The organism is Streptomyces sp. NPDC049541 (assembly GCF_044465725.1).
GTDB lineage: Bacteria > Actinomycetota > Actinomycetes > Streptomycetales > Streptomycetaceae > Streptomyces.
The window spans coordinates 685,674-711,618 of the sequence record NZ_JBITLY010000003.1 but is presented as its reverse complement, the minus strand read 5'-3'; the positions used below and the strand labels follow the sequence as shown (position 1 = coordinate 711,618).

General features: G+C 69.9%; 24 protein-coding genes. 10 read left to right on the top strand and 14 right to left on the bottom strand.

Annotated elements, in window-relative coordinates; genetic code table 11:
* Window positions 1–312: 312 nt before the first annotated feature.
* On the bottom strand, window positions 313–1,662 hold the full coding sequence (locus ACIBW9_RS15580; protein WP_398955102.1) for a hypothetical protein: 1,350 nt from the start codon (window positions 1,660–1,662) through the stop codon (window positions 313–315).
* Between the two features lie 135 nt (window positions 1,663–1,797).
* Window positions 1,798–2,925, bottom strand: a complete 1,128-nt coding sequence (locus ACIBW9_RS15575) for an alpha/beta hydrolase (protein WP_398955100.1) — start codon at window positions 2,923–2,925, stop codon at window positions 1,798–1,800.
* A gap of 224 nt (window positions 2,926–3,149) precedes the next feature.
* Between ACIBW9_RS15575 and ACIBW9_RS15570 the strand changes: the two genes are divergently transcribed.
* The 6 genes from ACIBW9_RS15570 to ACIBW9_RS15545 all read left to right on the top strand — a co-directional run bounded on the left by ACIBW9_RS15570 (window position 3,150) and on the right by ACIBW9_RS15545 (window position 8,233).
* On the top strand, window positions 3,150–4,961 hold the full coding sequence (locus ACIBW9_RS15570) for a phosphatidylglycerol lysyltransferase domain-containing protein (RefSeq protein WP_398955098.1): 1,812 nt from the start codon (window positions 3,150–3,152) through the stop codon (window positions 4,959–4,961).
* Window positions 4,962–5,084: 123 nt separating this feature from the next.
* A complete protein-coding gene (gene folP / locus ACIBW9_RS15565) occupies window positions 5,085–5,963 on the top strand; it encodes a dihydropteroate synthase (protein WP_398955096.1) in 879 nt (292 codons plus the stop codon).
* Window positions 5,960–6,463 carry a nuclear transport factor 2 family protein gene (locus ACIBW9_RS15560; RefSeq protein WP_398955095.1) on the top strand — a complete coding sequence of 168 codons (504 nt, stop codon included), beginning with the start codon at window positions 5,960–5,962 and terminating at the stop codon, window positions 6,461–6,463. Before folP ends, ACIBW9_RS15560 begins: the two co-directional genes overlap by 4 nt.
* Window positions 6,464–6,711: 248 nt before the next feature.
* Window positions 6,712–7,071, top strand: a complete 360-nt coding sequence (gene folB / locus ACIBW9_RS15555) for a dihydroneopterin aldolase (RefSeq protein ID WP_398955093.1) — start codon at window positions 6,712–6,714, stop codon at window positions 7,069–7,071.
* Window positions 7,068–7,679 (top strand): 2-amino-4-hydroxy-6-hydroxymethyldihydropteridine diphosphokinase, encoded by a 612-nt coding sequence (folK, locus tag ACIBW9_RS15550; RefSeq protein ID WP_398955091.1) that lies wholly within the window; start codon window positions 7,068–7,070, stop codon window positions 7,677–7,679. Before folB ends, folK begins: the two co-directional genes overlap by 4 nt.
* A gap of 68 nt (window positions 7,680–7,747) precedes the next feature.
* Window positions 7,748–8,233 carry a DUF3180 domain-containing protein gene (locus ACIBW9_RS15545; protein ID WP_398955089.1) on the top strand — a complete coding sequence of 162 codons (486 nt, stop codon included), beginning with the start codon at window positions 7,748–7,750 and terminating at the stop codon, window positions 8,231–8,233.
* Window positions 8,234–8,428: 195 nt separating this feature from the next.
* Here ACIBW9_RS15545 and ACIBW9_RS15540 read toward each other — a convergent pair whose 3' ends face one another.
* From ACIBW9_RS15540 to dacB, 7 genes are all read right to left on the bottom strand, one after another.
* Window positions 8,429–8,710 carry a hypothetical protein gene (locus tag ACIBW9_RS15540; RefSeq protein ID WP_398955086.1) on the bottom strand — a complete coding sequence of 94 codons (282 nt, stop codon included), beginning with the start codon at window positions 8,708–8,710 and terminating at the stop codon, window positions 8,429–8,431.
* A gap of 69 nt (window positions 8,711–8,779) precedes the next feature.
* On the bottom strand, window positions 8,780–9,385 hold the full coding sequence (gene folE, locus ACIBW9_RS15535; RefSeq protein WP_344406252.1) for a GTP cyclohydrolase I FolE: 606 nt from the start codon (window positions 9,383–9,385) through the stop codon (window positions 8,780–8,782).
* Window positions 9,386–9,526: 141 nt separating this feature from the next.
* Window positions 9,527–11,566: an ATP-dependent zinc metalloprotease FtsH gene (gene ftsH / locus ACIBW9_RS15530; RefSeq protein WP_398955084.1), complete on the bottom strand. Its 2,040-nt coding sequence runs from the start codon at window positions 11,564–11,566 to the stop codon at window positions 9,527–9,529.
* Window positions 11,567–11,749: 183 nt separating this feature from the next.
* Window positions 11,750–12,310 carry a hypoxanthine phosphoribosyltransferase gene (gene hpt, locus ACIBW9_RS15525; protein ID WP_398955248.1) on the bottom strand — a complete coding sequence of 187 codons (561 nt, stop codon included), beginning with the start codon at window positions 12,308–12,310 and terminating at the stop codon, window positions 11,750–11,752.
* A gap of 53 nt (window positions 12,311–12,363) precedes the next feature.
* Window positions 12,364–13,407, bottom strand: coding sequence for a tRNA lysidine(34) synthetase TilS (gene tilS / locus ACIBW9_RS15520; protein ID WP_398955082.1), 1,044 nt, complete (start codon window positions 13,405–13,407; stop codon window positions 12,364–12,366).
* 192 nt (window positions 13,408–13,599) lie between these two features.
* The gene (locus ACIBW9_RS15515; protein WP_398955080.1) at window positions 13,600–14,733 is read right to left on the bottom strand and encodes a zinc-dependent metalloprotease; all 1,134 of its coding nucleotides are present in this window, start codon (window positions 14,731–14,733) and stop codon (window positions 13,600–13,602) included.
* A 78-nt stretch (window positions 14,734–14,811) separates the two neighbouring features.
* Window positions 14,812–16,431, bottom strand: a complete 1,620-nt coding sequence (dacB, locus tag ACIBW9_RS15510) for a D-alanyl-D-alanine carboxypeptidase/D-alanyl-D-alanine-endopeptidase (protein WP_398955079.1) — start codon at window positions 16,429–16,431, stop codon at window positions 14,812–14,814.
* A gap of 79 nt (window positions 16,432–16,510) precedes the next feature.
* Here dacB and ACIBW9_RS15505 point away from each other — a divergent pair, with 79 nt between their 5' ends.
* Together ACIBW9_RS15505 and ACIBW9_RS15500 are read left to right on the top strand one after the other, a co-directional pair.
* On the top strand, window positions 16,511–17,002 hold the full coding sequence (locus ACIBW9_RS15505; protein WP_010044289.1) for an inorganic diphosphatase: 492 nt from the start codon (window positions 16,511–16,513) through the stop codon (window positions 17,000–17,002).
* A 104-nt stretch (window positions 17,003–17,106) separates the two neighbouring features.
* Window positions 17,107–18,777, top strand: a complete 1,671-nt coding sequence (locus tag ACIBW9_RS15500) for a threonine/serine exporter ThrE family protein (protein ID WP_398955077.1) — start codon at window positions 17,107–17,109, stop codon at window positions 18,775–18,777.
* 102 nt (window positions 18,778–18,879) lie between these two features.
* Here the strand turns inward: ACIBW9_RS15500 and ACIBW9_RS15495 are convergent, their stop codons facing one another.
* Together ACIBW9_RS15495 and ACIBW9_RS15490 are read right to left on the bottom strand one after the other, a co-directional pair.
* Complete coding sequence (locus tag ACIBW9_RS15495) at window positions 18,880–19,746, bottom strand: DedA family protein (RefSeq protein WP_398955075.1); 867 nt, start codon at window positions 19,744–19,746, stop codon at window positions 18,880–18,882.
* A gap of 177 nt (window positions 19,747–19,923) precedes the next feature.
* Window positions 19,924–20,706 (bottom strand): MerR family transcriptional regulator, encoded by a 783-nt coding sequence (locus ACIBW9_RS15490; protein ID WP_398955073.1) that lies wholly within the window; start codon window positions 20,704–20,706, stop codon window positions 19,924–19,926.
* Window positions 20,707–20,987: 281 nt separating this feature from the next.
* On the opposite strand from ACIBW9_RS15490, the gene ACIBW9_RS15485 reads away from it, so the two are divergent.
* A complete protein-coding gene (locus tag ACIBW9_RS15485; protein ID WP_398955071.1) occupies window positions 20,988–22,388 on the top strand; it encodes a glutamate decarboxylase in 1,401 nt (466 codons plus the stop codon).
* Window positions 22,389–22,463: 75 nt separating this feature from the next.
* Here the strand turns inward: ACIBW9_RS15485 and ACIBW9_RS15480 are convergent, their stop codons facing one another.
* Together ACIBW9_RS15480 and ACIBW9_RS15475 are read right to left on the bottom strand one after the other, a co-directional pair.
* Entirely contained in the window at window positions 22,464–23,105 is a 642-nt protein-coding gene (locus ACIBW9_RS15480) for a PadR family transcriptional regulator (RefSeq protein WP_398955069.1), read from the bottom strand.
* 24 nt (window positions 23,106–23,129) lie between these two features.
* The gene (locus ACIBW9_RS15475) at window positions 23,130–23,669 is read right to left on the bottom strand and encodes a DinB family protein (RefSeq protein ID WP_398955067.1); all 540 of its coding nucleotides are present in this window, start codon (window positions 23,667–23,669) and stop codon (window positions 23,130–23,132) included.
* A 267-nt stretch (window positions 23,670–23,936) separates the two neighbouring features.
* Here ACIBW9_RS15475 and ACIBW9_RS15470 point away from each other — a divergent pair, with 267 nt between their 5' ends.
* The gene (locus tag ACIBW9_RS15470; RefSeq protein ID WP_398955065.1) at window positions 23,937–24,419 is read left to right on the top strand and encodes a hypothetical protein; all 483 of its coding nucleotides are present in this window, start codon (window positions 23,937–23,939) and stop codon (window positions 24,417–24,419) included.
* A gap of 58 nt (window positions 24,420–24,477) precedes the next feature.
* Here the strand turns inward: ACIBW9_RS15470 and ACIBW9_RS15465 are convergent, their stop codons facing one another.
* Window positions 24,478–25,938, bottom strand: a complete 1,461-nt coding sequence (locus ACIBW9_RS15465) for an aldehyde dehydrogenase family protein (protein WP_398955245.1) — start codon at window positions 25,936–25,938, stop codon at window positions 24,478–24,480.
* Window positions 25,939–25,945 lie beyond the last annotated feature (7 nt).

Below are 25,945 nucleotides of genomic sequence, written 5' to 3'. Positions count from 1 at the left end.
GACGCCCAAGAGGCGGCCCACCTGCTCCAGGCACAGGCCGAGCGGTCCCGGACCGGCCGACGCGACGCACTGCCCGACCGGTGGATGGCGCCGTAGGGCGATGACCCGGCGACGGCGCGCGGCAGGCCCCCGAATGACAAGACCCTCCCGGCCGGCTGAGGGCCGGACCGGTGGATGGCGCCGTAACGCGATGCCCTGCGGCGCCGCAAAGCCGGAGTCGGGGAATCCGGAAGCCCGGGAAGCGGGGGCCCCGGGCAAGCGAGAGCCCCGGGCCGTCAGGGACCGCCCGGGGCCTTCAGGGGACCGAGGGTTTCAGGAAACCGCGCTGCGCAGCCCCTGCACGTCGATCTGCTCGGTCTCGTCGTGGGCCGTGAGGTCGATGACCTGGCCGACAGCGGGGGCCTCCTTGTCGGCCGGCTTGAACTCCGCCTCGGCCTTGTGGGCGGCGAGCGCCTCCTGGCCGACGACATCGGCGAGGTCCTCGTTCTGCACGGCCTCCAGGGCGTCCCGCGCCCCCTCGCTCTTCGTACCGAAGAAGTCGAATCCGCCCTCGACCGCCGGACGCCGCACCGGGGCGGCCGGTACGACGGCCACCGCGGTCGGTGCGACGAAGTGACCGGCGGCCGGAACATGCCTGCCCGGAGTGGTGGCGGCCGCGCGCTCATGCCCGTCGACCGCCTGGGGCTGCCCCTGCGACTCATCCTCCTGGGCCGCGGCCTCGGCCTCTCCGGTGGCGGCGGGCTCGGCGGCGACGGCGACGGTCTCGGTCGCGGCCGCCTGAGCCGCCGCGGAGTCCGAACCGGCCTTCACCGTCACCGGCTCGCCCTTCGGGGAGACGTCCTTCGAAGGCTCGTCACCCTTGGGGGAGCCGCCGCCCTTCGGGGAATCGTCGTCCTCGGGGTCGGTGCCGTCCTCGGCTTCGGCCTCGGCGCTCGCGGCGTCCTGCGCATCCGCCGCACCGTCCGCGCCACCGTCGTCCTGCGGAGAACCGTCACCGTCCTCGTCGAACTTCTTCAGCGCCGCCTTCGCCCGCAGGAACAGCTTGGAACCCTCCGGCGAGAAGATCGCCGGCGCCGCCGGTTCGTCGGCAACGCCCTCGGAGACGTCCTCCGAGGCAGCCACAGCCCCGGTCTCCTCCGCCACGGGCGCCGCCTTTGCAGTCACCGTGCCGGCCGCCGACACGGGCGGCAGGGCACGGGCCGGGGCCCCGGTCTCTATCTCGAGCAGGCGGCGGCCCTCGAGGGCGCTCGCACGCTCGGTCTCGGCGGTGGCGTACCGCCGCAGCAGCGCCGCGTGTTCGTTGCGCAGTCCCGCCAGTTCGGCACGCTTGGCCCGCAGCCGCTGCTCCAGCTTGGCGCGCAGCTCGCGCGACTCCTCGAGGTCGGTCTCCAGCTCGGCGACCCGCTCCTCGTGCCGCCACTCGTCGCTCGCACGCGCGCGCGTGAGGTCGGCGACCTGCTTGCCGGCCTGGGTGTCCCAACGGCGCATGACGGCCGCACCGACGATCGCCGTCGCCGCGGCGCCCGCGGCTATGACACGGAGCACGGCCTGTTGTGAGAACACCCACGGACCGAAGGCGCAGACGAAAGAGACGCCTGCGATCGCCGACGGTGGCAGCAGTCTGTGCAAGGGCGGGGAATGGCGGTGACGTCCACGTGGCATGGCCAGAAACTTACCGCGCGTAGGGGAGCGTTGGCGCCCCGCCCCGCAAAAACACAGCCATACCGAAACGTTCACAGGGCATCAGGAATAGGCCTTTGCCGAATTCAGCAAGATCATCACCTGTGGGAACCCTGGTCACCGCTCGCTCAGCCGTCCGCTGATCCACTGCAGAGTCGCGGGAATCTCCCGCCGCCAGGTGTTGAAGTTGTGGCCGCCGCTGTCAAGGATGATCGACGAGATCCGCGTCCGGTGCGTGGCCTGCACAGCCTCTATGAACTTCAGCGTCGACCTGTAGTTGGATTCCCCGATCTTGCTGCTGGTGACGAGCAGTGAAGTGTCCGGACCGGGCAGGTGCTTGAGGCACCACCACAGGCTGGCGCGGTTGCGCAGCCCCTTGTCCCCCTGGAAGAGATCGCCCGTGGTGGGGTCGGTCGGCGCCTTGTAGTACGGCGACAGACCCGCCGCCGCGGCATACACACCGGGGTGGTGCATGGCGAGCTTCAGCGCACAGTAGCCACCCGTGGAATCGCCGATGATGCCCCAGCTTCCCGGCTTTTTGCTCACCCTGTAGTGCGCGAGTACGGCATCGGGCAGGTCCTTGGCGAAGAACGTCTCCGTCTTCGGGCCACCCGGGATGTCCACGCATTCCGTGTCCCTCGGCGGCGCCACCGTCGGCCGCAGCATCACCAGGATCATCGGCTGCATACGGCCGTTCTTCGCGAGGCTCTGTGCCGTACTCGGATAGTGCAGCTTGTCCACCAGCGCCTGGGCGGTCCCCGGATATCCGGTGAGGACGACCGCCGCGGGGAAGGTGCGCGTGCGGTACTTCGGCTGGAAGTACTCCGGCGGCAGATACACATACGCGGGTGTGGCGATGTTCGTCGTACGGCCGACGATGTCGACCTTCTGGATCTGACCGCCGGTCTGCGGCTCGGGACCGCCCACTCCGTGCACGTGTGCCGTGTCGATCACCTGCAGCGGGCCGCCGGCGGCGCCGGACGCCGTGTGGTTCACGACCACGCCCTGGGCCTTCTCCTGGCCGAAGAGGTCCGCCCAGCTGGCGTAGAACCCGAAGGCCTGGTTCGCGGCGAGGCCCACCGACAGGAAGAGGGCGAGCTGGGTGCCGAACAGCAGTCCGACGCGGCCGCTCACGGCGCGCCAGTTGCGCCGTGCCAGGCGCGGCCACACCCAGACCGTGCCCACGAACAGCAGTACGGCGAACATCACTGCCAGCAGCAGCACTTTGTTGCTCGTAAGACCCATGACCTGCTTCCTGCCTGCGGTTTCCACCCGGATCCCGCGCACCTTCGCGAGAGCTTGTCCGGAACTTTCCTCGGCCTTTGGACCGGCTTTGAGGAGAGATTGGAACCTCGCTCCCCGAGACACCGTCCTAGAGGGCGCAATGTCGCCGGATGCCCGAATCGGGCCCGGATCCAAGGTCTCTCGCAGAACTACGGGATGCGATGTCTGTCAGGACAGATGAGGAAATGTCGGGTGGGGTTCCCACCCCATCACGCAGCGCGCGGCGCGTATTGCGTGGTCCGCGCCCCGAGGCCGTCCCCGTCCTCGTCGCCAGAGCCTGCACCCTCGTGGGCGTTCTGGACATCGCCGCGGGCGTCTTCCCGCGCTTCAGGCACAGCCGTATGCACCACTTCGCCGAGGTGCTGCCCGGGTCGTTCGGCCCGTTCGCGGCCGCACTCTCGCTCAGCGCAGGCATCCTGCTGCTGCTGCTCGCACACGGCCTGAGGCGCGGCAAGCGGCGGGCGTGGCGGGCCGCCGTGGCACTGCTGCCGGCGGGCGCCGTGGCGGAGTTCACCTACCGCCACTCGATCATCGGCGTCATCATCTCCCTGGCGCTGCTCGCCCCGCTGCTGCGCCACCGCGACCAGTTCGCGGCACTGCCCGACCCGCGCAGCAGGTGGCGGGCGCTCGCGAACTTCGTCCTCATGGGCGCAGGATCCCTCGCCCTCGGGCTGGTCATCGTCAGTGCCCACCAGAACCGCATGGTCGGCGACCCGAGCCTGGCCGACCGCATCACGCACGTCCTGTACGGCCTGTTCGGCTTCGAGGGCCCGGTCGACTACCAGGGCGACACCTCCTGGACCGTCGGCTTCTCACTGGGCGCCCTCGGCCTGCTGACGGCGGTCACCACGATCTACCTCGCCTTCCGGCCCGAACACCCCGCGGCCCGGCTGACGGAGGAGGACGAGGCACGTCTGCGCGCCCTGCTGGAGAAGCACGGCCGCCGCGACTCCCTCGGCCACTTCGCGCTGCGCCGCGACAAGGCGGTCGTCTTCTCGCCCAGCGGCAAGGCGGCGGTCACCTACCGGGTCGTCTCCGGCGTGATGCTCGCCAGTGGTGACCCCATCGGTGACGTCGAGGCCTGGCCGGGCGCCATCGAGCGGTTCATGGACGAGGCCAGGGCGCACTCCTGGACGCCTGCCGTCATGGGCTGCTCGGAGACGGGCGGCGAGGTGTGGACCCGCGAGACCGGCCTCGACGCCCTGGAACTGGGCGACGAGGCGGTGGTGGACGTAGCGGATTTCTCCCTCGCCGGCCGCGCGATGCGCAACGTGCGTCAGATGGTCAAGCGCATCGAGCGCGCCGGTTACGAAACCCGGGTACGACGTATTCGTGACCTCGGCGAGGCCGAGCTCGAGCGCATCCGCAACGCCGCCGAGGACTGGCGCGGCACCGACACCGAGCGCGGCTTCTCCATGGCGCTGGGCCGCATCGGCGACGCCGCCGACGGCGACTGCCTGATCGCCACCGCCCACAAGGCGGACGACCAGCCCGGTGAGTACGGCGACCTGAAGGCGATCCTGCACTTCGTCCCCTGGGGCCCCGACGGCGCCTCCCTGGACCTGATGCGCCGCGACCGCTCGGCCGACCCCGGCATGAACGAACTGCTCATCGTCGCGGCCCTCCAGGCGGCGCCGAAATTCGGCATCACGCGCGTGTCGCTCAACTTCGCGATGTTCCGCTCGGCACTCGCGCGTGGCGAGAAGATCGGCGCGGGCCCGGTGCTGCGCGCCTGGCGCGGACTGCTGGTCTTCCTCTCCCGCTGGTTCCAGATCGAGTCCCTGTACAAGTTCAACGCGAAGTTCCAGCCGCGCTGGGAGCCCCGCTTCGTCGTCTACCGCGCATCGGCCGACCTGCCGCGCATCGGCTTCGCCGCCATGCAGGCGGAGGGCTTCGTCAACTTCGCTCTGCCGCTGCCGCGCTTCCTGCGCCGCCGCAGGACCGCCCCGCGCGTGTGCGCGCACACGCTGGCGGAGCGCGACGTACGCGCGGCATGACCGCCTGACCGGGACGCCGGAGACCACGCATCACAGGCCCGGACGGAAGCACCCCTCCCACCGAGGGGCTTCCGTCCGGGCCTGTGGCGTCCTGCGGCCGCGGCCGGGGCCTACGCTGAACGCATGAGCAAGCAGAGCGGACGCGGGCGCGTCGCGGGCCTTCCGGAGTGGGACCGCTGCGCGGTCATGGGAGTGGTGAACGTCACACCCGACTCCTTCTCCGACGGCGGCCGCTTCTTCGACACGACCAACGCCGTCAAACACGGCCTCGACCTGGTCGCCGAGGGCGCGGACCTGGTCGACGTCGGCGGCGAGTCCACCCGGCCGGGCGCCACCCGCGTCGACGAGGCCGAGGAGCTCAAGCGGGTCATCCCCGTCGTCCGCGGCCTCGCCTCCGAGGGCGTCAGCGTCTCCGTCGACACCATGCGCGCCTCCGTCGCCGAACGGGCCCTCGCCGCCGGCGCCGCGCTCGTCAACGACGTCAGCGGCGGCCTCGCCGACCCCGCGATGATCCCGGTGGTGGCAGCGGCCGGCGCCCCCTTCGTCGTCATGCACTGGCGGGGCTTCCTGGAGGGCGGCAACGTCAAGGGCGTGTACGGCGACGTCGTCACCGAGGTCGCCAACGAACTGCACGCACGCGTGGAGGCCGTCCTGGCCGGCGGTGTCGCCCCCGACCGCATCGTCGTCGACCCCGGCCTCGGCTTCTCCAAGGACGCCGAGCACGACCTGGTCCTGCTCGCCCACCTGGACCGGCTGCTCGGCCTCGGCCATCCCCTGCTCGTCGCCGCCTCCCGCAAGCGGTTCCTCGGCCGGGTCCTGGCCGGACCGGAGGGCGCGCCCCCGCCCGCGCGCGAGCGCGACGCCGCCACGGCCGCCGTCTCCGCGCTCGCCGCGCACGCCGGCGCATGGGCGGTGCGCGTGCACGAGGTGCGCGCGACGGCGGACGCCGTACGGGTCGCGCGCGCCGTGGAGGGCGCACGCGCTGCCGAAGGAGCCCGGTGAGCGCCCCCCACACCGACGTCGAGCAGGTGGAGGCCGCCAACACCGCCTTCTACGAGGCCATGGAGCGCGGCGACTTCGAGGACCTGTCCGCGCTCTGGCTCGCGCCGTCCGACCTGGGGGTCGACGAGGAGTACCACGACCCGGCCGACACCGGAGTGATCTCGTGCGTGCACCCCGGCTGGCCCGCGCTCACCGGGCGCGGCGAGGTCCTCAGGTCGTACGCGCTGATCATGGCGAACACCGACTACATCCAGTTCTTCCTCACCGACGTGCATGTCTCGGTGACCGGCGACACCGCCCTCGTGACCTGCACCGAGAACATCCTCAGCGGCGGCCCCGCCCCCAGGGGCAGCGAGGAACTCGGCCCGCTCGTCGGGCAGCTGGTGGTCGCCACGAACGTGTTCCGCCGCACCCCGGCGGGCTGGAAGCTCTGGTCCCACCACGCCTCCCCCGTGATGACGGAAAACGACGAGGACGAGGACGGGGACACACCCTCCTGAGTGGGTAGGCGCCCCCTTGAGGACCAAGAAGTGGTTGGAATCACGGACCCCTGGGTAGGGGCGGCTACCAGCCCATGAGCCGCCGGGTTCCCCAGGGGAAACACACGATGAACCCTCCTGGTCCCGGCACGGGCCACGCCCCAGTGGCCCGGCCCTGTCAGTGCCCGCAGGTAGATTCGTTCGAGGCCGGTGTGCCGCCCGCACACGGCATCGACCGGCCGTCACCGACGATTGCAGGAGTGATTCGCGTGGATCGTGTCGCGCTGCGCGGCCTCAAGGCCCGTGGGCACCACGGGGTGTTCCCCAAGGAGCGCGAGGAGGGCCAGACCTTCATCGTGGACCTCGTCCTCGGCCTGGACACCGGCCCGGCCGCCGCCGACGACGACCTGGCGAAGACGGTGCACTACGGCATCGTGGCGGAGGAGGTCGTGGCCGTCGTCGAGGGCGAGCCCGTCAACCTCATCGAGACGCTCGCCGAGCGCATCGCCCAGGCCTGTCTGAAGCACGACGGGGTCCAGGAGGTCGAGGTCTGCGTCCACAAGCCGGACGCCCCGATCACGGTCCCCTTCGACGACGTGACCGTCACCATCACCCGGAGCCGAGTATGACCGCGTCCTTCGCCACGGGTTCGAGCGACCCGACCGTACAGCCGGTACCCGCCTCCGTCGTGGCGCAGGTGGACGCCGCCGACACGACGCTCCACAACCCGAAACGGGCGGTGCTCTCCCTCGGCGCGAACCTGGGCAACCGCCTGGAGACCCTCCAGGGCGCCATCGACGCCCTGGAGGACACCCCGGGCGTCCGCATCAAGGCCGTCTCCCCGGTGTACGAGACGGAGCCGTGGGGCGTCGAGCCCGGCAGCCAGCCCTCGTACTTCAACGCGGTCGTCGTCCTGAAGACCACCCTGCCGCCGTCCTCGCTCCTTGAGCGGGCGCACGCCGTCGAGGAGGCCTTCCACCGGGTACGGGACGAGCGCTGGGGCGCGCGCACCCTCGACGTCGACATCGTCGCGTACGCCGACGTCATCGACGACGACCCGCACCTCACGCTGCCCCACCCGCGCGCCCACGAGCGTGCCTTCGTCCTCGCCCCCTGGCACGACATGGAGCCGGAGGCGCAGCTGCCCGGCCGCGGCGCGGTCGCCGCTCTCCTCGACTCCGTCACCCGCGAGGGCGTGACAGCGCGCAAGGACCTGGAACTCCACCTGCCCGAGTAGTCGTTAAGGTCAGGACGACCACAGTCCGCGGGACGGTCCGCAGGACCCGGGGGAGCTGAAGGGACACAGTGAGAGAGCTGCGCATCAGGGTGCTGGCCGGAGTCTTCGTCGTGGCCGGAATCCTGTCCTGGGCGGGCGCCCGCCTCTGGAACTCGATCGGGACCCTCCCCAGCGTCCCCCTCGCCGCCCCCATCGTCCTCGCCCTGATCGCGGTGGTCCTGACGGCCACGGCGCTCTCGCTGCGCGGCCGTTTCAAGGCCCAGCGCGAGCGCCGCCCCGAGGCCAAGGGCGTCGACCCGCTGATGGCGGCCCGCGCGGTCGTCTTCGGTCAGGCCAGCGCCCTGGTAGCCGCGCTGGTCGCCGGCATGTACGGCGGCACGGGCGTCTTCCTCCTGGAGTTCCTCGACATCCCGGCCCGCCGCGACCAGGCCATCTACGCCGGCTTCTCGGTCGTGGCGGGCATCGCGGTCATAGTGGCGGCCATCTTCCTGGAGCGCGTGTGCAGACTCCCGGAGGACGACGAACACAACAACGGGGCGGCGTCGGCGGCCTGACTCACGTTGACGCCGCTACTTGCTGCTCTTGGACATGCCGCATAACGCGAGGCGAATCCCTCGTCGTTGACCACCAGCGACACGTAGTTCTTGCCGACCGTGCCGTCGGAGCAGTTGGCCCCGACCATATAACCGAACTCGTAGCCCGGCTTGATGGTCAACAAGAACGGTCCCCTCGGCGTCTCTCGCGTGAACTCAACCATCGGGCGTGCCCAGCATCTGATCCGGGGCCACGGTGAACGTCACGTGGTCGGTCACGACGTCCACGACCTCGCGAACCTTGACGGTCGCGACTTCCGCGACCGTGGTCTGGACGGTGTGCTCCCCGTCCAACGTCCGACCCCCGCCTGGCCGGAGCCCGGCGGTCGCCGAGCCGTCGTCGTCGGCGCACAGGCGGCAACCCACCTGCACATTCCGCGCCTGCAGGCGCCCACCGACCACGTTCACCGTCTGCTTGCTGGGCAGCCCATACCCCATCGCGATCCCCCTTGATCAGCGATCAGCTCCACTGATCAAGGACGGTAGAGGGCACCACTGACAATCAGTTCAGCGTGCGAGTATCAGGCTCATTGCCTCGGCACGGGTCGTAGCATCCCGAAGCTGGCCACGTACCGCCGACGTCGTGGTCTTGGCACCCGGCTTGCGGATCCCGCGCACCGACATGCACATGTGCTCGGCCTCGATAACCACGATCACGCCTCGGGCCTCAAGGATCCGCATCAGGGAGTCGGCGATCTGCGTGGTGAGTCGTTCCTGCACCTGCAGACGGCGGGCAAACACCTCAACCAACCGTGCAAGTTTCGACAGACCCGTGATCTTGCCGCTCTCGGCCGGGATGTATCCCACATGAGCCACACCATGAAACGGCAGCATGTGATGCTCGCACAAACTTACGATTTCGATGTCCTTGACCAGGACCATCTCGTCGTGCCCCAGGTCGAACGTGGTCGTCAGGACATCCTCTGGCTCCTGCCTTTGCCCCGCCAAGAGTTCCCGATACGCCCGCGCCACCCGCGCCGGTGTCTCCCTGAGGCCCTCCCGGTCGGGGTCCTCACCGACCGCGATCAGGAGTTCGCGTACGGCGTTCTCGGCGCGCTTCTCGTCGAACTCGCCGATCGAGCCCTCGCCGTTCAGCGTCACGGGGTCGGTCATGTGGTGCCTCGTTCCTGTGCGGGTCACGCGTGTGGCCACGCGGCTCATCTGCGACCTGGCTGAAATGCCGCACCCCCCAGGCTAGAACCTGGGGGGTGCGGCGTTCATTCCGGGCGGACGTGGCCGCAGGGAGAGCGGTGGTCAGCTCTCCGGGCGGTCCTCCGGGGCCGTCTCGATCGCCGGGGCGGACTCCGTCGACGTCGACTTGGCGGTGCTGATCGCCGGGGTCGCGCCGTTGGCGCCGTTCGTCAGTGCGAGCTCCTTCGGGGAGAGCACCGGCGGGCGGGTGGACGGCGTACGGCGGGAGGAGCCGGTCCAGGCGGGCCTGGCCGGGCGCTTGACGATGGCGGAGAAGATCTCGGCGATCTCCTCCTTGCCCAGCGTCTCCTTCTCCAGCAGCTGCAGGACGAGGTTGTCGAGGACGTCGCGGTTCTCGACCAGGATCTCCCAGGCCTCGTTGTGCGCGTTCTCGATGAGCTTCTTGACTTCCTCGTCCACCAGCGCGGCGACCTCTTCCGAGTAGTCGCGCTGGTGAGCCATCTCACGTCCGAGGAACGGCTCGGTGTTGTCGCCGCCGAACTTGATGGCGCCGAGCCGCTCGGTCATGCCGTACTGCGTGACCATCGCACGGGCCGTGGCGGTGGCCTTCTCGATGTCGTTCGCGGCGCCCGTGGTCGGGTCGTGGAAGACGAGCTCCTCGGCCGCGCGGCCGCCCAGCATGTACGCCAGCTGGTCCAGCATCTCGTTGCGGGTCGTGGAGTACTTGTCCTCGTCCGGCAGGACCATCGTGTAGCCGAGGGCACGGCCTCTCGACAGGATCGTGATCTTGTGGACCGGGTCGGAGTTCGGGGAGGCCGCCGCGACCAGGGCGTGACCGCCCTCGTGGTACGCGGTGATCTTCTTCTCCTTGTCCGACATGATCCGGGTCCGCTTCTGCGGGCCCGCCACCACGCGGTCGATCGCCTCGTCCAGCATGGCGTTGTCGATCAGCTTCTTGTCGCTGCGGGCGGTGAGCAGCGCGGCCTCGTTGAGGACGTTGCTCAGGTCGGCGCCGGTGAAGCCCGGCGTACGGCGGGCGACGGCCGCGAGGTCGACGTCCGGAGCGACCGGCTTGCCCTTCTGGTGGACCTTGAGGATCTCCAGACGACCCTGCAGGTCCGGCGGGTCGACCGCGATCTGGCGGTCGAAGCGGCCGGGACGCAGCAGCGCCGGGTCGAGGATGTCCGGGCGGTTCGTCGCAGCGATGAGAATCACACCGCCCTTGACGTCGAAGCCGTCCATCTCGACGAGCAGCTGGTTCAGCGTCTGCTCACGCTCGTCGTGACCGCCGCCGAGGCCGGCACCGCGATGGCGGCCGACCGCGTCGATCTCGTCGACGAAGACGATCGCCGGGGCGTTCGCCTTGGCCTGTTCGAACAGGTCACGGACCCGGGAGGCACCGACACCGACGAACATCTCGACGAAGTCGGAACCGGAGATCGAGTAGAAGGGGACCCCCGCCTCGCCGGCGACGGCACGCGCGAGCAGCGTCTTGCCGGTACCGGGACGGCCGTACAGCAGCACGCCCTTGGGGATCTTGGCGCCGACGGCCTGGAACTTCGCCGGCTCCTGCAGGAACTCCTTGATCTCGTGGAGCTCCTCGACGGCCTCGTCACAGCCCGCGACGTCCGAGAACGTCGTCTTGGGGGTGTCCTTGGTGATGAGCTTGGCCTTGGACTTGCCGAAGTTCATGACCCGGGAGCCGCCGCCCTGCATCTGGTTCATCAGGAACAGGAAGACGACCACGATCAGGACGAAGGGGAGCAGGGAGAGCAGGATGCCCAGGAAGGGGTTCTGCTTGGACGGCGAAACGGTGTAGCCGTCCGGGATCTGCTTGTCCTGGTACTTGGTCTGCAGCGTGTTGGCGAGGTTCACGCCCTGGTCGCCGATGTAGCTCGCCTGGATCTTCGAGCTGCCGTCGACCTTGAAACCATCTTTGAGCTGAGCCTTGACGGTCTGCTCGTCACCGGTGGTGAGCTTGACGCTCTGCACCTTGTTGTCGTTGATCGCTGCCACGACCTGGCCGGTGTCCACCGTCTTGTAGCCGCCGGACGAGCCGACGACCTGCATCAACACGACCACGGCAAGGACGGCCAGCACGATCCACATGACCGGCCCACGGAAGTATCGCTTCACGTCCATCCATACGGAGCGGTGTCGCCCCGTCCCTCCTGCCATAGTGAGTTTGATAAGACAGTTCTTCTGACGGTACCCCAGCATTGTCGCGCGAAGCCGCACGGGACGGCTGGCGAACCCGTCTGCATGCTCCAACGGCGCGAAACCCGCTGGGGTTCCCGATCGTCCTACAAAGACGGCCCTGCTGGCTCAGCCGCCGTAGACGTGGGGCGCGAGCGTACCGACGAACGGGAGGTTGCGGTACTTCTCGGCGTAGTCGAGGCCGTAGCCCACGACGAACTCGTTCGGGATGTCGAAGCCGACCCATTCGACGTCGATGGCGACCTTGGCGGCGTCCGGCTTGCGCAGCAGTGTGCACACCTTGAGCGACTCGGGCTCGCGGGAGCCGAGGTTGGACAGCAGCCAGGACAGGGTCAGGCCGGAGTCGATGATGTCCTCGACGATGAGGACGTGCCTGCCCTTGATGTCGGTGTCGAGGTCCTTGAGGATCCGCACCACACCGGAGGACTGGGTGCCCGCGCCGTACGAGGACACGGCCATCCAGTCCATGGTGACGGGGGTGGACAGCGCCCGGGCGAGGTCGGCCATGACCATCACCGCGCCCTTGAGGACGCCGACGATGAGCAGGTCCTTGCCCGCGTACTCCGCGTCGATCTTCGCGGCCAGCTCCACCAGCTTCGCGTCGATCTCTTCCTTGGTGATGAGCACCTGCTTGAGGTCGGTGCCCATGTCTTTCGCGTCCACCCGCATCACTTTCGGTCGTCCCACCGGCCGCCCATCACCCCCCAAAGGGGGGCAAGGTTTCAGCCTTGCCGAATCACCAGTCTGCCACCCTGGCGCTGAGCGACGACTTTGCCCGGGAGATTGATGGCTCCCTGGCCTCGCCAGCCGGTGATCAGCCGGTCGACTTCCTCGATGTGGCGGGCGAACAGCGAACCGGCGGGGGCCCCGGCCTCGATGGCCGCGCGGCGCAGCACACGGCGGCGCACGGCGGGCGGCAGGGCGTAGAGCTTGGCGCACTCCAGGAGGCCCGCCGCATCGCGTACGGAGGCCGCGGCCTGGCCGGCCCAGGCGTCGAGGGCGTCGGCGTCGTCGCGGGAGAGCTGGGCAGTGCGGGCGAGGGCCTCGACGACGCCCTTGCCGAGCGCCTTCTCGAGGGCGGGCAGGCCTTCGTGGCGCAGCCGGGAGCGGGTGTACGCGGGGTCCGCGTTGTGGGGGTCGTCCCAGACGGGGAGCGACTGGACCATGCAGGCCTTGCGGGCGGTCTGCCGGTCGAGCTGGAGGAAGGGGCGGCGGTAACGGCCGCCGGCCCCCGAGACCGCGGCCATTCCGGACAGGGAGCGGATGCCCGAGCCGCGGGCCAGGCCGAGCAGTACGGTTTCGGCCTGGTCGTCGCGGGTGTGGCCGAGCAGGATCGCGGTGGCGCCGTGGCGGACGGCTGCGGCATCGAGCGCGGCGTACCTGGCGTCGCGGGCGGCGGCCTCGGGGCCGCCTTCGCGGCCCACGGTCACGGCGACGCAATCCACCGGATCGAGGCCCATTTCGCGCAGCCTCAGGGCGACTTCGTCGGCGCGCAGATCGGAGCCGGGCTGCAGCCCGTGGTCGACGGTGACGCCACCGGCCCTGATGCCGAGTTTGGGGGCCTCGAAGGCGAGGGCGGAGGCGAGGGCCATGGAGTCGGCGCCGCCGGAGCACGCCACGAGCACGAGCGGCGAGGAGGGGCGCCCGTGCGGAGTCTGCGCCGAGCGCCCGGGGGCCTCGGAGGTGGCTCGATGGCCGTTGAGGATGTCGTGGAGGACGTGGCGGACCGCCAGGCGTATCGCCGCGACCGCAGGATGGGGACCCATGTCCGGTTCCCTTCATGAAGTTTTCGGGGGGTGAGCCCGGGGTCGGTCACTCAGAGTGTGTAGATGGTGACAGAACCGGGCCGTTCCCCGAGCATCGCACGCCTACCCATGGCTCACGGTCCCTCGGACGGGTGATTGGAGGGGCGTTCGCCTGCCGTCGGCCGGATTCGTTTCACGACCTTCCCACGGCGTTCACGACTCACTCTTGCGGTGCACCCGCGCGACCCAGTCCGCCGGTTTGGCGATCTCCGCCTTGGTGGGCAGGGTGTTGGGGGACGTCCACACACGGTTGAAGCCGTCCATGCCGACCTGGTCCACGACGGCCCGCACGAAGCGTTCGCCGTCGCGGTACTGCCTGAGTTTGGCATCCAGACCCAGCAGCTTGCGCAGGGCCATGTCCAGCCGTGAGGCACCCTTCGCACGGCGCTGCTGGAACTTCTCGCGGATCTCGGAGACGGACGGCACGACGTCCGGACCCACGCCGTCCATCACGAAGTCGGCGTGGCCCTCCAGGAGCGACATCACGGCGGTGAGGCGGCCGAGGATCTCCCGCTGCGCCGGGGTCTGCACGATCTCGACGAAGGACCGCCCGCCGTCGTCCTCCTCACCCTCGGGGCGCCCGCCGGCGAGCGACTGGGCGGCCTCGCGGATGCGTTCCAGGATGGTCATGGGGTCGACGTCGGTCTCCCCCAAGAACGACTGGATTTCGCCCTCGAGATGGTCGCGAAGCCAGGGCACCGCGCTGAACTGGGTGCGGTGCGTCTCCTCGTGCAGACAGACCCAGAGGCGGAAGTCATGGGGCTGTACGTCGAGTTCGCGCTCCACGTGCACGATGTTCGGGGCGACGAGCAGGAGCCGGCCGCCCCCGTTCTCCCCCGCGGGAAGTTCGCGGGTGGCCGGGGCGAAGGTCTCGTACTGGCCCAGCACCCGGGAGGCCAGGAACGACAGCAGCATGCCCAGCTCGACGCCGGTGACCTTGCCGCCGACCGCACCGAGGACCGCGCCGCCGGGGCTGTTGCCGCGCCGCTCCTGCATCTTCTCCAGCAGCGGCTTGAGGATCTCCCGGAAGCCCGCGACGTTCGCCCGGACCCAGCCGGGGCGGTCGACGACCAGGATCGGGGTGTCGTGGGTCTCCTCCGTGCCCATACGAGTGAAGCCCCGGACGTGTTCCTCCGAGGCCTTGGCATGCCGGCGCAGTTCCGCGACGACGGCCCGGGCCTCGTCACGGCTCACGTCGGGGCCCGGGCGCACGAGCCGGGTCGCGGTCGCCACCGCGAGATTCCAGTCGACCATCTGAGAAGAAGCAGCACCACCGATGCTCGTCATGCGTCAACGGTACGTGAGCGTTCCCACTTGGGGCAGGCCGCGGAGGCGGGCACCCGTGCCCACGGCGGTGCCGGGAAGCTAGCCGCAGCCGCACGCCGCCAGTGCCGTGGCCGTGCGGTCCAGTGCGGACTGGGCCTCCAGGGGGTTGGTCGTGTTCGAGGCCAGGAAGGCGAACGCCAGCAGGCGGCCGTCCTGGTCCACGACCGTGCCGGCCAGGGTGTTCACGCCCGTCAGGGTGCCGGTCTTCGCTCGTACGACTCCTGCCGCGCCGCCCGTGTAGCGGCTGGTCAGGGTGCCGGTGAAGCCGGCCACCGGAAGGCCCGTCAGGACCGGGCGGAGTTCGGGGTGGGCAGGGTCGCCGGCCTTCACCAGCAGGGCGGTGAGCAGGTCGGCCGTGAGCCGGTCGTCCCGGTCGAGGCCGCTGCCGTCGTGGAACTCGGCGCCCTTGAGGGGCAGTCCGAGCTTCCTCAGTGCGCCGGCGATCGCGGACGCGCCGCCGTCGAAGCTCGCGGGCTGCCCCGCCGCGGCGGCCGTCTGGCGGGCCAGGGCCTCCGCGATGTCGTTGTCGCTGTTGGTCAGCATGCGCTCGACCAGGGACGACAGCGGGGGCGACGAGACGGCGGCGAGGTTCTCGGCGCGGGTCGTCGCCTTGGACGGGCCGGGCGAGGTGGTCCGGATGCCGTGGCCGGCGAGGAGCGAGCCGAACGTGCGGGCCGCGTCCGCCGCCGGGTCCGTCACACGTTCGACGGGGCCGCTGGTCGAGTCGTCCGTGCGGCCCTCGTCGGCCATCAGCGCGCTCACGGGGGCCAGGTTGACGTTCACGCCGATGGGGTGGAGTGCGGGTCCCGCGTACAGCGTGGTGTCGTACGAGAGCGTGACCTGCTTGATGCCGCGCTTTTTGAGGGCCGCGGCCGTCCGGTCGGCCAGCTCCCGCAGGCTCGCCCAGCCCTGGGCGTTCGAGTGCGCCGTCAGGGTCGGGTCGCCCCCGCCGACCAGGACGAGTTCCCTGGTGTCGGGTTCCAGGGCCGTGCGGGTGGTCAGGCGGTGGTCGGCGCCCAGCGTCGACAGCGCCGCGACCGCCGTGGCGATCTTCGTCACGGAGGCGGGGGTCATGGCGGTGTCGGCGCCGGTGCCGTAGAGGCGCTTGCCGGTGGCGACGTCGACGACCGCGGCGGTGTGCCGGGTGCCGAGCGCCCCATCCGCCAGCAGCGGCCCCAGGACACCCGAGAGGGCCGTACCCGTCGGGGCCGACTTCACGGTGCTCATGGCGCCGCCCAGACCGGTCAGGACGGATGCGGCGCTGGGCGCTGGGCGCGGGCCACCGGCCGCCGAACCGGACGTATCGGGGTTACGTCCGTGATCTGCGCCACCCGTACGGCCCAGGGCGGCTGCACGGTCCGCCTCGGCCGTACGCTGACCGGTGGAGTCCCAGGGGCCGGCGACGGCCGCCACGGCGACGGCCAGCGTCACACCGGCGGTGGCGGCGCCCGCGGTGTACTGCCATGTCCTGACGGTCTTCGGCCAACTGATGCGGGTGGGCCGTACCCGTGCGAGCTGCGGTTTCGTGGCTTCCGCGGCTCGTTCGAGCTTCGGGCGCACGGCCTGGGCGGCCCGTGCCAGACGCGGTCGTACGGCGTTCGCGGCCCGCACCACACGCGGCCTCGCGGCCCGCCACGGCCTCAGCTCTGGCACGAACACCAGCCCCTTTCGCGATCACACACCTGCGTGAGGGACACTTAACCACCAGAACTATGTGTTGATCATGGAGGAGCCACCGGTGGAGTTCGACGTCACGATCGAGATCCCGAAGGGTTCGCGGAACAAGTACGAGGTGGACCACGAGACCGGTCGGATCCGCCTGGACCGTCGACTCTTCACCTCGACCGCCTACCCGACCGACTACGGCTTCGTCGAGAACACCCTCGGCGAGGACGGCGACCCGCTGGACGCGCTGGTCATCCTTGATGAGCCGACCTTCCCGGGCTGTCTGATCAAGTGCCGCGCGATCGGCATGTTCCGGATGACGGACGAGGCCGGCGGCGACGACAAGCTGCTGTGCGTGCCGGCGACGGACCCGCGTGTGGAGCACCTGCGTGACATCCACCACGTGTCGGAGTTCGACCGCCTGGAGATCCAGCACTTCTTCGAGGTCTACAAGGACCTGGAGCCCGGCAAGTCCGTCGAGGGCGCCAACTGGGTGGGCCGTACGGACGCCGAGATCGAGATCGAGCGCTCCTACAAGCGGTTCAAGGAGCAGGGCGGCCACTGAGCCCTGAGTCGTCCGACGGGTCGTACGCGCACGCGTGCGGCCCGTTCGTGTTTCTGTGCGCATACTGGCGTAGCCGCACGCGTCGTACAGGGAGCGTTACTCAAGTGACGGAGGCGGAGGACCGCAAGCCGCAGTCGGACGAGGCCAGGGGCACGTTCGATCCCGAGATCACCTCGGAGTTCGCCATTCCGGCGGGCTTCGCAGCCCCCAGAGTCGTCGTCGAACCGGAGACCACGTCCGAGTTCGCCGTCCCCGACGGTCTGGACGTCCCGCAGCCGCCCGGCGCCGAGCCCGAGGGGTCGGCGTTCAGCCCGCCGAGCACCTACAGCGCCCAGCACGCCCCGGCCGCCTTCACACCGGCGACCGGCATACCCGTGGTCAGCCTCACCAAGGACGTGCCCTGGCAGGACCGGATGCGCACGATGCTGCGGATGCCGGTGGCCGAGCGGCCCGCTCCGGAGCCGGGTCCGAAGGCGGAGGAGGGCGGTCCGGCCGTTCCGCGCGTCCTCGACCTGACCCTGCGCATCGGCGAGCTGCTGCTGGCGGGCGGTGAGGGCGCGGAGGACGTGGAGGCCGCGATGTTCGCGGTCTGCCGGTCCTACGGCCTCGACCGCTGCGAGCCGAACGTCACCTTCACCCTGCTGTCGATCTCGTACCAGCCGTCCCTGGTCGACGACCCGGTGACGGCGTCACGGACGGTGCGCCGCCGGGCCACCGACTACACACGGCTGGCGGCCGTGTTCCATCTGGTGGACGACCTCAGCGACCCGGAGACCACCATCTCGCTGGAGGAGGCCTACCGGCGGCTCGCCGAGATCCGCCGCAACCGGCACCCCTATCCGGGGTGGGTGCTGACCGGGGCGAGCGGACTGCTCGCCGGGGCCGCCTCCGTGCTGGTCGGCGGTGACTGGATCGTCTTCATCGCGGCCATGCTCGGCGCGATGCTCGGCGACCGGCTGGCCTGGCTGTGCGCGGGGCGCGGGCTGCCGGAGTTCTACCAGTTCACGGTCGCCGCGATGCCTCCGGCCGCCATCGGGGTCGCGCTGACCGTCGCGGGCGTCGATGTGAAGGCGTCCGCGGTCATCACCGGTGGGCTGTTCGCGCTGCTGCCGGGGCGGGCGCTGGTGGCGGGCGTGCAAGACGGGCTGACCGGCTTCTACATCACCGCGTCGGCGCGGCTGCTCGAGGTCATGTATCTGTTCGTCGGCATCGTCGTGGGTGTGCTGGTGGTGCTGTATTTCGGGGTGAACCTGGGCGCCGAGCTCAACCCCGACGCGGCCCTGCAGATCGCCGAGCGGCCGCTGTGGCAGATCGGCGCCTCCATGTTGCTGTCGCTGACCTTCGCGGTGCTGCTGCAGCAGGAGCGGTCGACCGTGCTGTGGGTGACGCTGAACGGGGGTGTCGCGTGGTGTGTGTACGGCGCGCTGCACTATCCCGGCGGGTTGTCGCCGGTTGCCTCCACGGCCGTCGCGGCCGGGCTGGTCGGGTTGTTCGGACAGTTGTTGTCGCGGTACCGGTTCGCTTCCGCGTTGCCGTACACGACAGCGGCGATCGGGCCCCTGTTGCCAGGGTCGGCCACCTACTTCGGGTTGTTGTCGATCGCGCAGAACGATGTCGACAAGGGGCTGGTGTCCTTGGCCACGGCTGCCTCCTTGGCCATGGCCATCGCTATTGGCGTCAACCTGGGGTCGGAGATCTCGCGACTGTTCCTGCGGGTTCCCGGCGGGGGTTCTGCCGCGGGACGGCGGGCTGCGAAGCGGACGCGAGGTTTTTGAGCGCCTGATGGCTCGGGGGCTGATGCGCGGTGGCGCGTGCGGGTGCGTTGGACTTCTCGCGCCCGCGCGGGGAGCCGCATATTGACACAGCCCCGCGCCCCTTCAGGGGCGCTTCTCGTACCCCTGGTTGTAGGGGTACTGCTGGTTCTGCTGGTCGCCGTACTGGCCCTGCTGGTACGGGTACTGCTGGGCGTACTGCTGGTCCGGGTAGTACGGCTGCTGCTGGTACTGCTGGTGGTGGTAGCCCTGGTCGTCGGTCGGGGGGATGCGGCGGAGCTGGGTCGTCGCGTCGTCCATGACGGGGGGCGTCTGCTGGTGCTGGGGCGGAGCCGGCGCCTCGGGGGTCTTCTTCTCCTTGGAGCGGGCGCGCAGGAACTCGATGATGATCGGGATCACCGAGACGAGGACGATCAGGATGAGGATCGCCTCGATGTTCTTGTTGACGAACTCGATCTTGCCGAGCCAGGAGCCGAGCAGGGTGACGCCCGCGCCCCACAGGACGCCGCCGATGATGTTGAAGACCACGAACGAGCGGTACTTCATGCCGCTGACGCCCGCGATGATCGGCGTGAAGGTGCGCACGACGGGCACGAAACGGGCCAGGACCAGGGACTTCGGGCCGTACTTCTCGAAGAACTCGTGCGCCTTGACCACGTTCTCCTGTTTGAAGAGGCGGGAGTCGGGGCGGTTGAAGAGCGACGGGCCCACCTTCTTGCCGAACATGTAGCCCGCCTGGTCGCCCAGGACCGCGGCGACGCAGATCAGGGCGATGGCGGCCCAGAGCGGGAAGTTCAGCTGATTGGTCGTGATCAGCAGACCGGTGGTGAACAGCAGCGAGTCGCCCGGCAGGAAGAAGCCGATGAGCAGGCCCGACTCCGCGAAGACGATGAGGAGCAGGCCCCAGATGCCGAACGTGTCGAGAAGGTAGTTCGGATCCAGCCAGCTCGGGCCGAGGGCAAGCGTCGTCACGGTTCCGGGCTCCTGAAGGGGTGGAGGAAGGTACGGCGTCCTTGTGCGGGCGCCCAAAGCTATCAACGCAAGGTGTCCGCCCCAGGTTCCACCGGTGTCTCCAGGATGCACTGTGCGCGCACTGGCACAAAGCTGTGAGGTCTCCCGGCCCGGGAGCGGTCCCCCGGGCCGGGAGGGCTACGCGACGTGGCGGGACGCGTTCGCCTCGATGGCGTCCCTGAGGTGTTCCGCCAGGCCCGGGCCCATGGAGTCGTAGAACGCCTTGAACCGCTCGTCGGAGACGTACATCTGCCCGAAGCACCGGTGCATCTCGTACGGGACCTCGAAGTAGTACCTGGTGATGTGCTGCCGGTGTTCCTCGGCCAGGTCCATGGCGGCCTCGCCGGTGGGCTGCTCCCCGGCGGCCACCAGGGCGGCGTACCGGCGGCCCCAGTCGTCGACCTCGGCCTGGATGCGCTTCCAGTCCTCCTTGGTGTAGGTGGCGGCGCGGCGCTGCGACTCCGCGTACGCCTCCGTGTTGCCCCAGCGCGCCTCCGTCTCCTCGCGGTACTGCTCGGGGTCCTTGTCCCCGAACACCTCGAAGCGCTCCTCGGGGGTGAGATTGATGCCCATCTTGCGTGCCTCCATGGCGTGCTCCACGGCCGCCGCCATCTTCTGCAGCTTCTCGATCCGGGCGGTCAGCAGCTCGTGCTGGCGGCGCAGGTGAGCGCGCGGGTCCGCGGCCGGGTCGTCGAGCAGGGCGGCGACCTCGTCGAGCGGGAAGCCGAGCTCCCGGTAGAACAGGATCTGCTGCAGCCGGTCGAGATCGGCCTCGCTGTAGCGACGGTGGCCCGCGTGGCTGCGCTCGCTCGGGACGAGCAGGCCGATGCCGTCGTAGTGGTGCAGCGTGCGCACCGTGACGCCCGCGAAGCCCGCGACCTGTCCCACGGAGTAGCCGTCCTGTCCTGCCGAGTGGCTCACTTCGTCCGCTCCCTTCTCGGTACGCACTCCACGGTGAGCCCTCACGTCACGTGAGGTGCAAGCCGGTTTCCTGGGCGGATCCCTCCGGATGTTGCGTCCGTTCCGCCCGCTTATGGTGGGCCTGTGGCGCGGGCGCGGGGTGCTGTTCGCCCTCTTACCGGCCGTTCACCCGGTGCCCGGTGTCACCGTAGGCGTCCTGGGCATTCCGGATGCGAGTGCGCGGCGGCGGTGGAACTCCGGTCCGCCGGCACCCGTTCTCGAGAGGACACGAGGAGACGTCCATGCCGCTCCACGAAGGTTCCCGGAAGCCCGACGAGCGCCCGGTTTCGGTCAATCCCTTCTTCGGGGAGGCCAATCCGGTCGGCGGCATGACCGAGGCGCCGCCCAAGCACCGGCTGCCGGACGCCCCGCTGCCGCCGATGACGGCATATCAGCTGGTGCACGACGAGCTGATGCTGGACGGCAACTCACGGCTGAATCTCGCCACTTTCGTCACCACCTGGATGGAGCCGCAGGCCGGCGTCCTGATGGCGGAGTGCCGGGACAAGAACATGATCGACAAGGACGAGTACCCGCGCACCGCCGAGCTGGAGCGGCGCTGTGTGGCGATGCTCGCCGACCTGTGGAACGCGCCGGATCCATCGGCGGCGGTGGGCTGTTCGACGACCGGTTCGAGCGAGGCGTGCATGCTCGCCGGGATGGCGCTGAAGCGACGCTGGAGCAAGCGGAACCCTGCCCCGGGGGCCCGGCCCAACCTCGTGATGGGCGTCAACGTCCAGGTCTGCTGGGACAAGTTCTGCAACTTCTGGGAGGTGGAGGCGCGCCAGGTGCCCATGGAGGGCGACCGTTTCCACCTCGATCCCGAGGCCGCGGCCGCACTCTGCGACGAGAACACCATCGGGGTCGTCGGCATCCTGGGCTCCACCTTCGACGGCTCGTACGAGCCCGTCGCGGACCTGTGCGCGGCGCTCGACGCCCTCCAGGAGCGCACGGGTCTGGACATCCCGGTGCATGTGGACGGGGCGTCCGGCGGCATGGTCGCGCCTTTCCTCGACGAGGACCTGGTGTGGGACTTCCGCCTCCCGCGGGTGGCGTCCATCAACACCTCGGGGCACAAGTACGGGCTGGTCTACCCGGGCGTCGGCTGGGCGCTGTGGCGCGACAAGGAGGCGCTGCCCGAGGAGCTGGTCTTCCGCGTCAACTACCTGGGCGGCGACATGCCGACCTTCGCGCTCAACTTCTCGCGGCCGGGCGCGCAGGTGGTCGCGCAGTACTACACGTTCCTGCGGCTGGGGCGCGAGGGCTACCGGGCCGTGCAGCAGACCACCCGTGACGTGGCCATGGGCATCGCCGAGCGAGTGGCGGCGCTCGACGACTTCCGCCTCCTGACCAGGGGCGACGAGCTACCGGTGTTCGCCTTCACCACCGCGGCGGGCGTGGAGTCGTACGACGTCTTCGACGTGTCCCGGCGGATGCGCGAGAACGGCTGGCTGCTGCCCGCGTACACCTTCCCGCCGAACCGGGAGGACCTGTCCGTGCTGCGGGTGGTGTGCCGCAACGGCTTCTCCACCGACCTCGCCGACCTGTTCGTGGAGGACCTGACCCGCCTCCTGCCGGAACTGCGCCGCCAGCCGCACCCCCTGACCAGGGACAAGGAGGCGGCGACCGGGTTCCATCACTAGCCCGCCGGCTGCTCGGGCGGGCACGGCGGAAGAACCGTCGAGATCACGGACCACGGCGCCGCTGTCGCCGCACGCTCAGCGTGCGTCCCCCGGATGCCGCTCCCCCGTCGCGTACGGGTTCTCCTGGCCCTCGGCGAGGACGCCGACGAACGGTGCGCCCTCGCCCGCGAACGTGTACGCCCCGCTCTCGATCCGCGCGATCAGCCCCTGGGTCCACTCGGCCTCGGCGTCGGCCGTGTGGACCCAGAGGTTCATGATCTCGCCGATGTGACCGAGCTGTTCGGGGCCGTCCTGAGGGATGTAGTGCTCGGTGACGGCCCCGCGCCACTCCTCGATCCGCCGGATCCGCTCCTTCAGGAGCGCCACCGCCTCGGCGCGCGGCAGATCGACGATGAAGCCGATGGACGCCGACTTGACGTCCGTCTTCTGGTCGTACGAGGTCAGCGCCTCGCGCAGCAGCCGGAAGTACTCCTCGGTGCCCCGGTCGGTGATCTCGTACTCCGTGCGCGGCGGGCCGCCGGCCGTGGACGGTGCGATCTCGTGCGCGTGCAGCAGCCCTTGCTTCGCCATCTGTTTGAGCGCGTGGTAGATCGAGCCGGGCTTGGCGTTGGACCACTCGTGCGCGCCCCAGTACTCCAGGTCGCCCCGCACCTGGTAGCCGTGGGCCCGCCCGTGCTGGCGGACCGCGCCGAGCACGAGGAGACGGATCGCGGACATGCCGCCCAGCTTATGGTCAAGGGCTCAGCCCGCTTGCTCCAGAGCGACCAGTTCGAACGCCGTCTTCCCGTCGAGGGACTCGCGGATGATGTCGGCATGGCCCGCGTGCCGGGCCGTCTCGCGGATCAGGTGCAGACAGAGCCAGCGCACCGAGACCCGGCCCTCCGGCGGGAACCAGGGCTGGTCGGGCAGCGGGAAGGTGTCGTCGAGGCTCGGTACGGAGCGGATGTACGCCTCCGTCTCGGCGGCGACCTTCTCCCAGTACGCGAGCTGGGACTCGACGGTCTCGTCGTCGACGAGCTGGAAGGTCTCGTGCCAGTTGGTCTCGTCCCGCTTGATGGCCGGCGGCTCCTGCTTGGCGCGGGCGATCCAGCCCTGCTCGACCTCGGCGACATGCTTGAGCAGACCGGAGAGGGACAGCTCGCTGGCACTGGGCCTGCTCGCCGCCTGCTCCTCGGTCAGCCCGAGCAGCGCGCGCCGGATGCCGCCCCGCTGTTCCTCGATGAACGAGAGCAGTGCCCCGCGCTCGTCGCCGTGTGCCTCTGCCGGTACGTGTGTGACCATGACCGCCGCCTTTCATTGGATCGGAGCCTTCGGAGGCCTCCTGACACCGATGAAGTTACGGGGCCTTTAGGTCAGGTTCTGTCCTCGATCGGAGGGCGGCGTGAGGAAGTTCCGCCCGGGGAGGATCATGACGGCAGAACATCAGGGGAGGGTGCGGTGGGCAGGGGCTCCAGGAAACGGCGGGCACGCAGGAAGCGGGACGGCAAGCGGCCGGCGCGACCGAGACCGCCGTTGAACCCCACTCGGCCCGCCAAGAAGGCCTCGCCCGTGAGAGCCGCGTTGGCCGTGACGGTGTTCGTCCTGCTCTTCGGTCTGGCGCCGCTGCTCGGGAGCGGCTACATGCTGGCGGGAGCGCTCGGTCTCGTGGGGCATCAGGGCGTCTTCACCGCTGTGGACTGCCACATGACAGGGTCCGGCAAGAACCGCCACAACGTCTGTGAGGGCGAACTGGTCGCCGCCCACCGGCCGCAGCGGTACGCCTCCATCGAGGCGGAGGTGCCGCTGCAGCGGGCGACGCGGGTCCAGGTGCTCCCCAGCGGCTCGCTGGAGACCGTCGGGCCGGCCGCGGTCACCGGCTGGGCGACGCTGGGCCTCGGCGGCCTCACCGTCCTGACCGCCGGTGCGCACACCGCGCTGCGGGGGCGCCTCGAGCCGCGGGCCCGCAGCCTCGGGCGCCGACTGTGCCTCGCCCTGGCCTCGCTGACCGGGGCCGGACTCGTCGTCTACGTCGTGGTCCGGGTCGTCACGTGACGACGTACCGCCCCGATGACGTACCGCCCCGACGGCCGGCGCCGGCCTCGTCGTGACGTCAGAACGGGAACTCGCTCCGCCCGTGCTGCACGGAGATCCACTTCTGCGTCGTGAAGCACTCGACGGTGCCCTCACCGTTCAGGCGGCCGAGGCCGGAACTCTTCTCGCCGCCGAAGGGGACGAGGGGCTCGTCGTGGACGGTGCCGTCGTTCACATGGAACATGCCGGTGTCGATCTGCTTGGCGAAGGAGACGCCCCGCTCGATGTCACGGGTGTGCACGGCGCCGCTCAGGCCGTACGGGGTGTCGTTGACGATGCGTACGGCCTCCTCCTCGCCGTCGAAGGGGATGAGGAAGACGACCGGTCCGAAGACCTCCTGGCGCAGCAGGGCGGAGCCGGCGGGGACGCCGGTCAGGACGGACGGTTCGACGAGGTTGTCGGTCCGGCCGCCGCGTACCAGAGCCGCGGCGCCCTCGGCGAGCGCCTGGTCGATCACGCCTGTCACGGCGTCCGCCTTGGAGCGGTTGATGAGCGGACCGATGACCGTCTCGGGCTCGCGCGGATCTCCGGTCTTGAGCGTCTTCACCTTGGCGACGAACTTCTCGGTGAACTCGTCGAAGACCGAGCGGTCGACCAGGACGCGGTTGGCGGCCATGCAGATCTGGCCCTGGTGGATGTACCGGCTGAAGACGGCCGCGTCGACGGCGTAGTCGACGTCGGCGTCGTCGAGGACCACCAGCGCGCTGTTGCCGCTCAGCTCGAGGACCGAGCGTTTGAGGTTCGCGGCGCATACGGCGGCGATGTGGCGCCCGACCTGGTCGGAGCCGGTGAAGGAGATGACCTTCAGGAGAGGGTGGTCGATGAAGGCGTCACCGGTCTCGGCTATGTCGGTGATGACGACGTTCAGCAGGCCGCCGGGCAGACCGGCGTCCTGGAAGATCTTGGCGACCAGTGAGCCACCGACGATCGGGGTCTCCTGATGCGGCTTGAGGACGACGGCGTTGCCGAGGGCCAGGGCCGGGGCGACCGACTTGATCGAGAGGAGGAAGGGGAAGTTGTAGGAGCTGATCACACCCACCACACCGACCGGAACGCGGTGGACGCGGTTCTCCTTGCCGTCGACGGGAGAGGGGAGGATCCTGCCTTCGGGGCTCAGTGCCTGGTGGGCCGCTTCGCGCAGGAACTCCTTGGCGAGGCGCAGTTCGAAGTCCGCCTTCAGCCGGGTGCCGCCGACCTCGGTGATGATCGCGTCGGCGATGTCCTGCTCGCGTTCCTCGACCAGGCGCAGCGCCTTTTCCAGGACTGCTCGACGGGCGTACGGATTGGTCGCGGCCCACGGCTTCTGGGCGCGGGCGGCCGCCTGGTAGGCCTCATCGACCTCGTCGACCGTGGCTATGGTGATCGAGGCCAGCTTCTCGCTGTTGTACGGGTTGAAGTCGATGACGTCCCAGGAACCGGTACCAGGGCGCCACTCACCGTCGATGTACTGCTGGGCCAGATCGGTGAAGTACGACGCCATGCGATCC

Bases quoted from the DNA above. Each gene is read 5' to 3' on its own strand.
- ACIBW9_RS15580 (WP_398955102.1), bottom strand. From the start codon at position 1,662: ATGCCACGTGGACGTCACCGCCATTCCCCGCCCTTGCACAGACTGCTG.
- folK (WP_398955091.1), top strand. From the start codon at position 7,068: ATGACCGCGTCCTTCGCCACGGGTTCGAGCGACCCGACCGTACAGCCG.
- ACIBW9_RS15475 (WP_398955067.1), bottom strand. From the start codon at position 23,669: ATGGTCACACACGTACCGGCAGAGGCACACGGCGACGAGCGCGGGGCA.
- folE (WP_344406252.1), bottom strand. From the start codon at position 9,385: ATGACCGACCCCGTGACGCTGAACGGCGAGGGCTCGATCGGCGAGTTC.
- ftsH (WP_398955084.1), bottom strand. From the start codon at position 11,566: ATGGACGTGAAGCGATACTTCCGTGGGCCGGTCATGTGGATCGTGCTG.
- hpt (WP_398955248.1), bottom strand. From the start codon at position 12,310: ATGCGGGTGGACGCGAAAGACATGGGCACCGACCTCAAGCAGGTGCTC.
- ACIBW9_RS15575 (WP_398955100.1), bottom strand. From the start codon at position 2,925: ATGGGTCTTACGAGCAACAAAGTGCTGCTGCTGGCAGTGATGTTCGCC.
- ACIBW9_RS15570 (WP_398955098.1), top strand. From the start codon at position 3,150: ATGTCGGGTGGGGTTCCCACCCCATCACGCAGCGCGCGGCGCGTATTG.
- ACIBW9_RS15465 (WP_398955245.1), bottom strand. From the start codon at position 25,938: ATGGCGTCGTACTTCACCGATCTGGCCCAGCAGTACATCGACGGTGAG.
- ACIBW9_RS15540 (WP_398955086.1), bottom strand. From the start codon at position 8,710: ATGGGGTATGGGCTGCCCAGCAAGCAGACGGTGAACGTGGTCGGTGGG.
- ACIBW9_RS15485 (WP_398955071.1), top strand. From the start codon at position 20,988: ATGCCGCTCCACGAAGGTTCCCGGAAGCCCGACGAGCGCCCGGTTTCG.
- ACIBW9_RS15515 (WP_398955080.1), bottom strand. From the start codon at position 14,733: ATGACGAGCATCGGTGGTGCTGCTTCTTCTCAGATGGTCGACTGGAAT.
- ACIBW9_RS15480 (WP_398955069.1), bottom strand. From the start codon at position 23,105: ATGTCCGCGATCCGTCTCCTCGTGCTCGGCGCGGTCCGCCAGCACGGG.
- tilS (WP_398955082.1), bottom strand. From the start codon at position 13,407: ATGGGTCCCCATCCTGCGGTCGCGGCGATACGCCTGGCGGTCCGCCAC.
- folP (WP_398955096.1), top strand. From the start codon at position 5,085: ATGAGCAAGCAGAGCGGACGCGGGCGCGTCGCGGGCCTTCCGGAGTGG.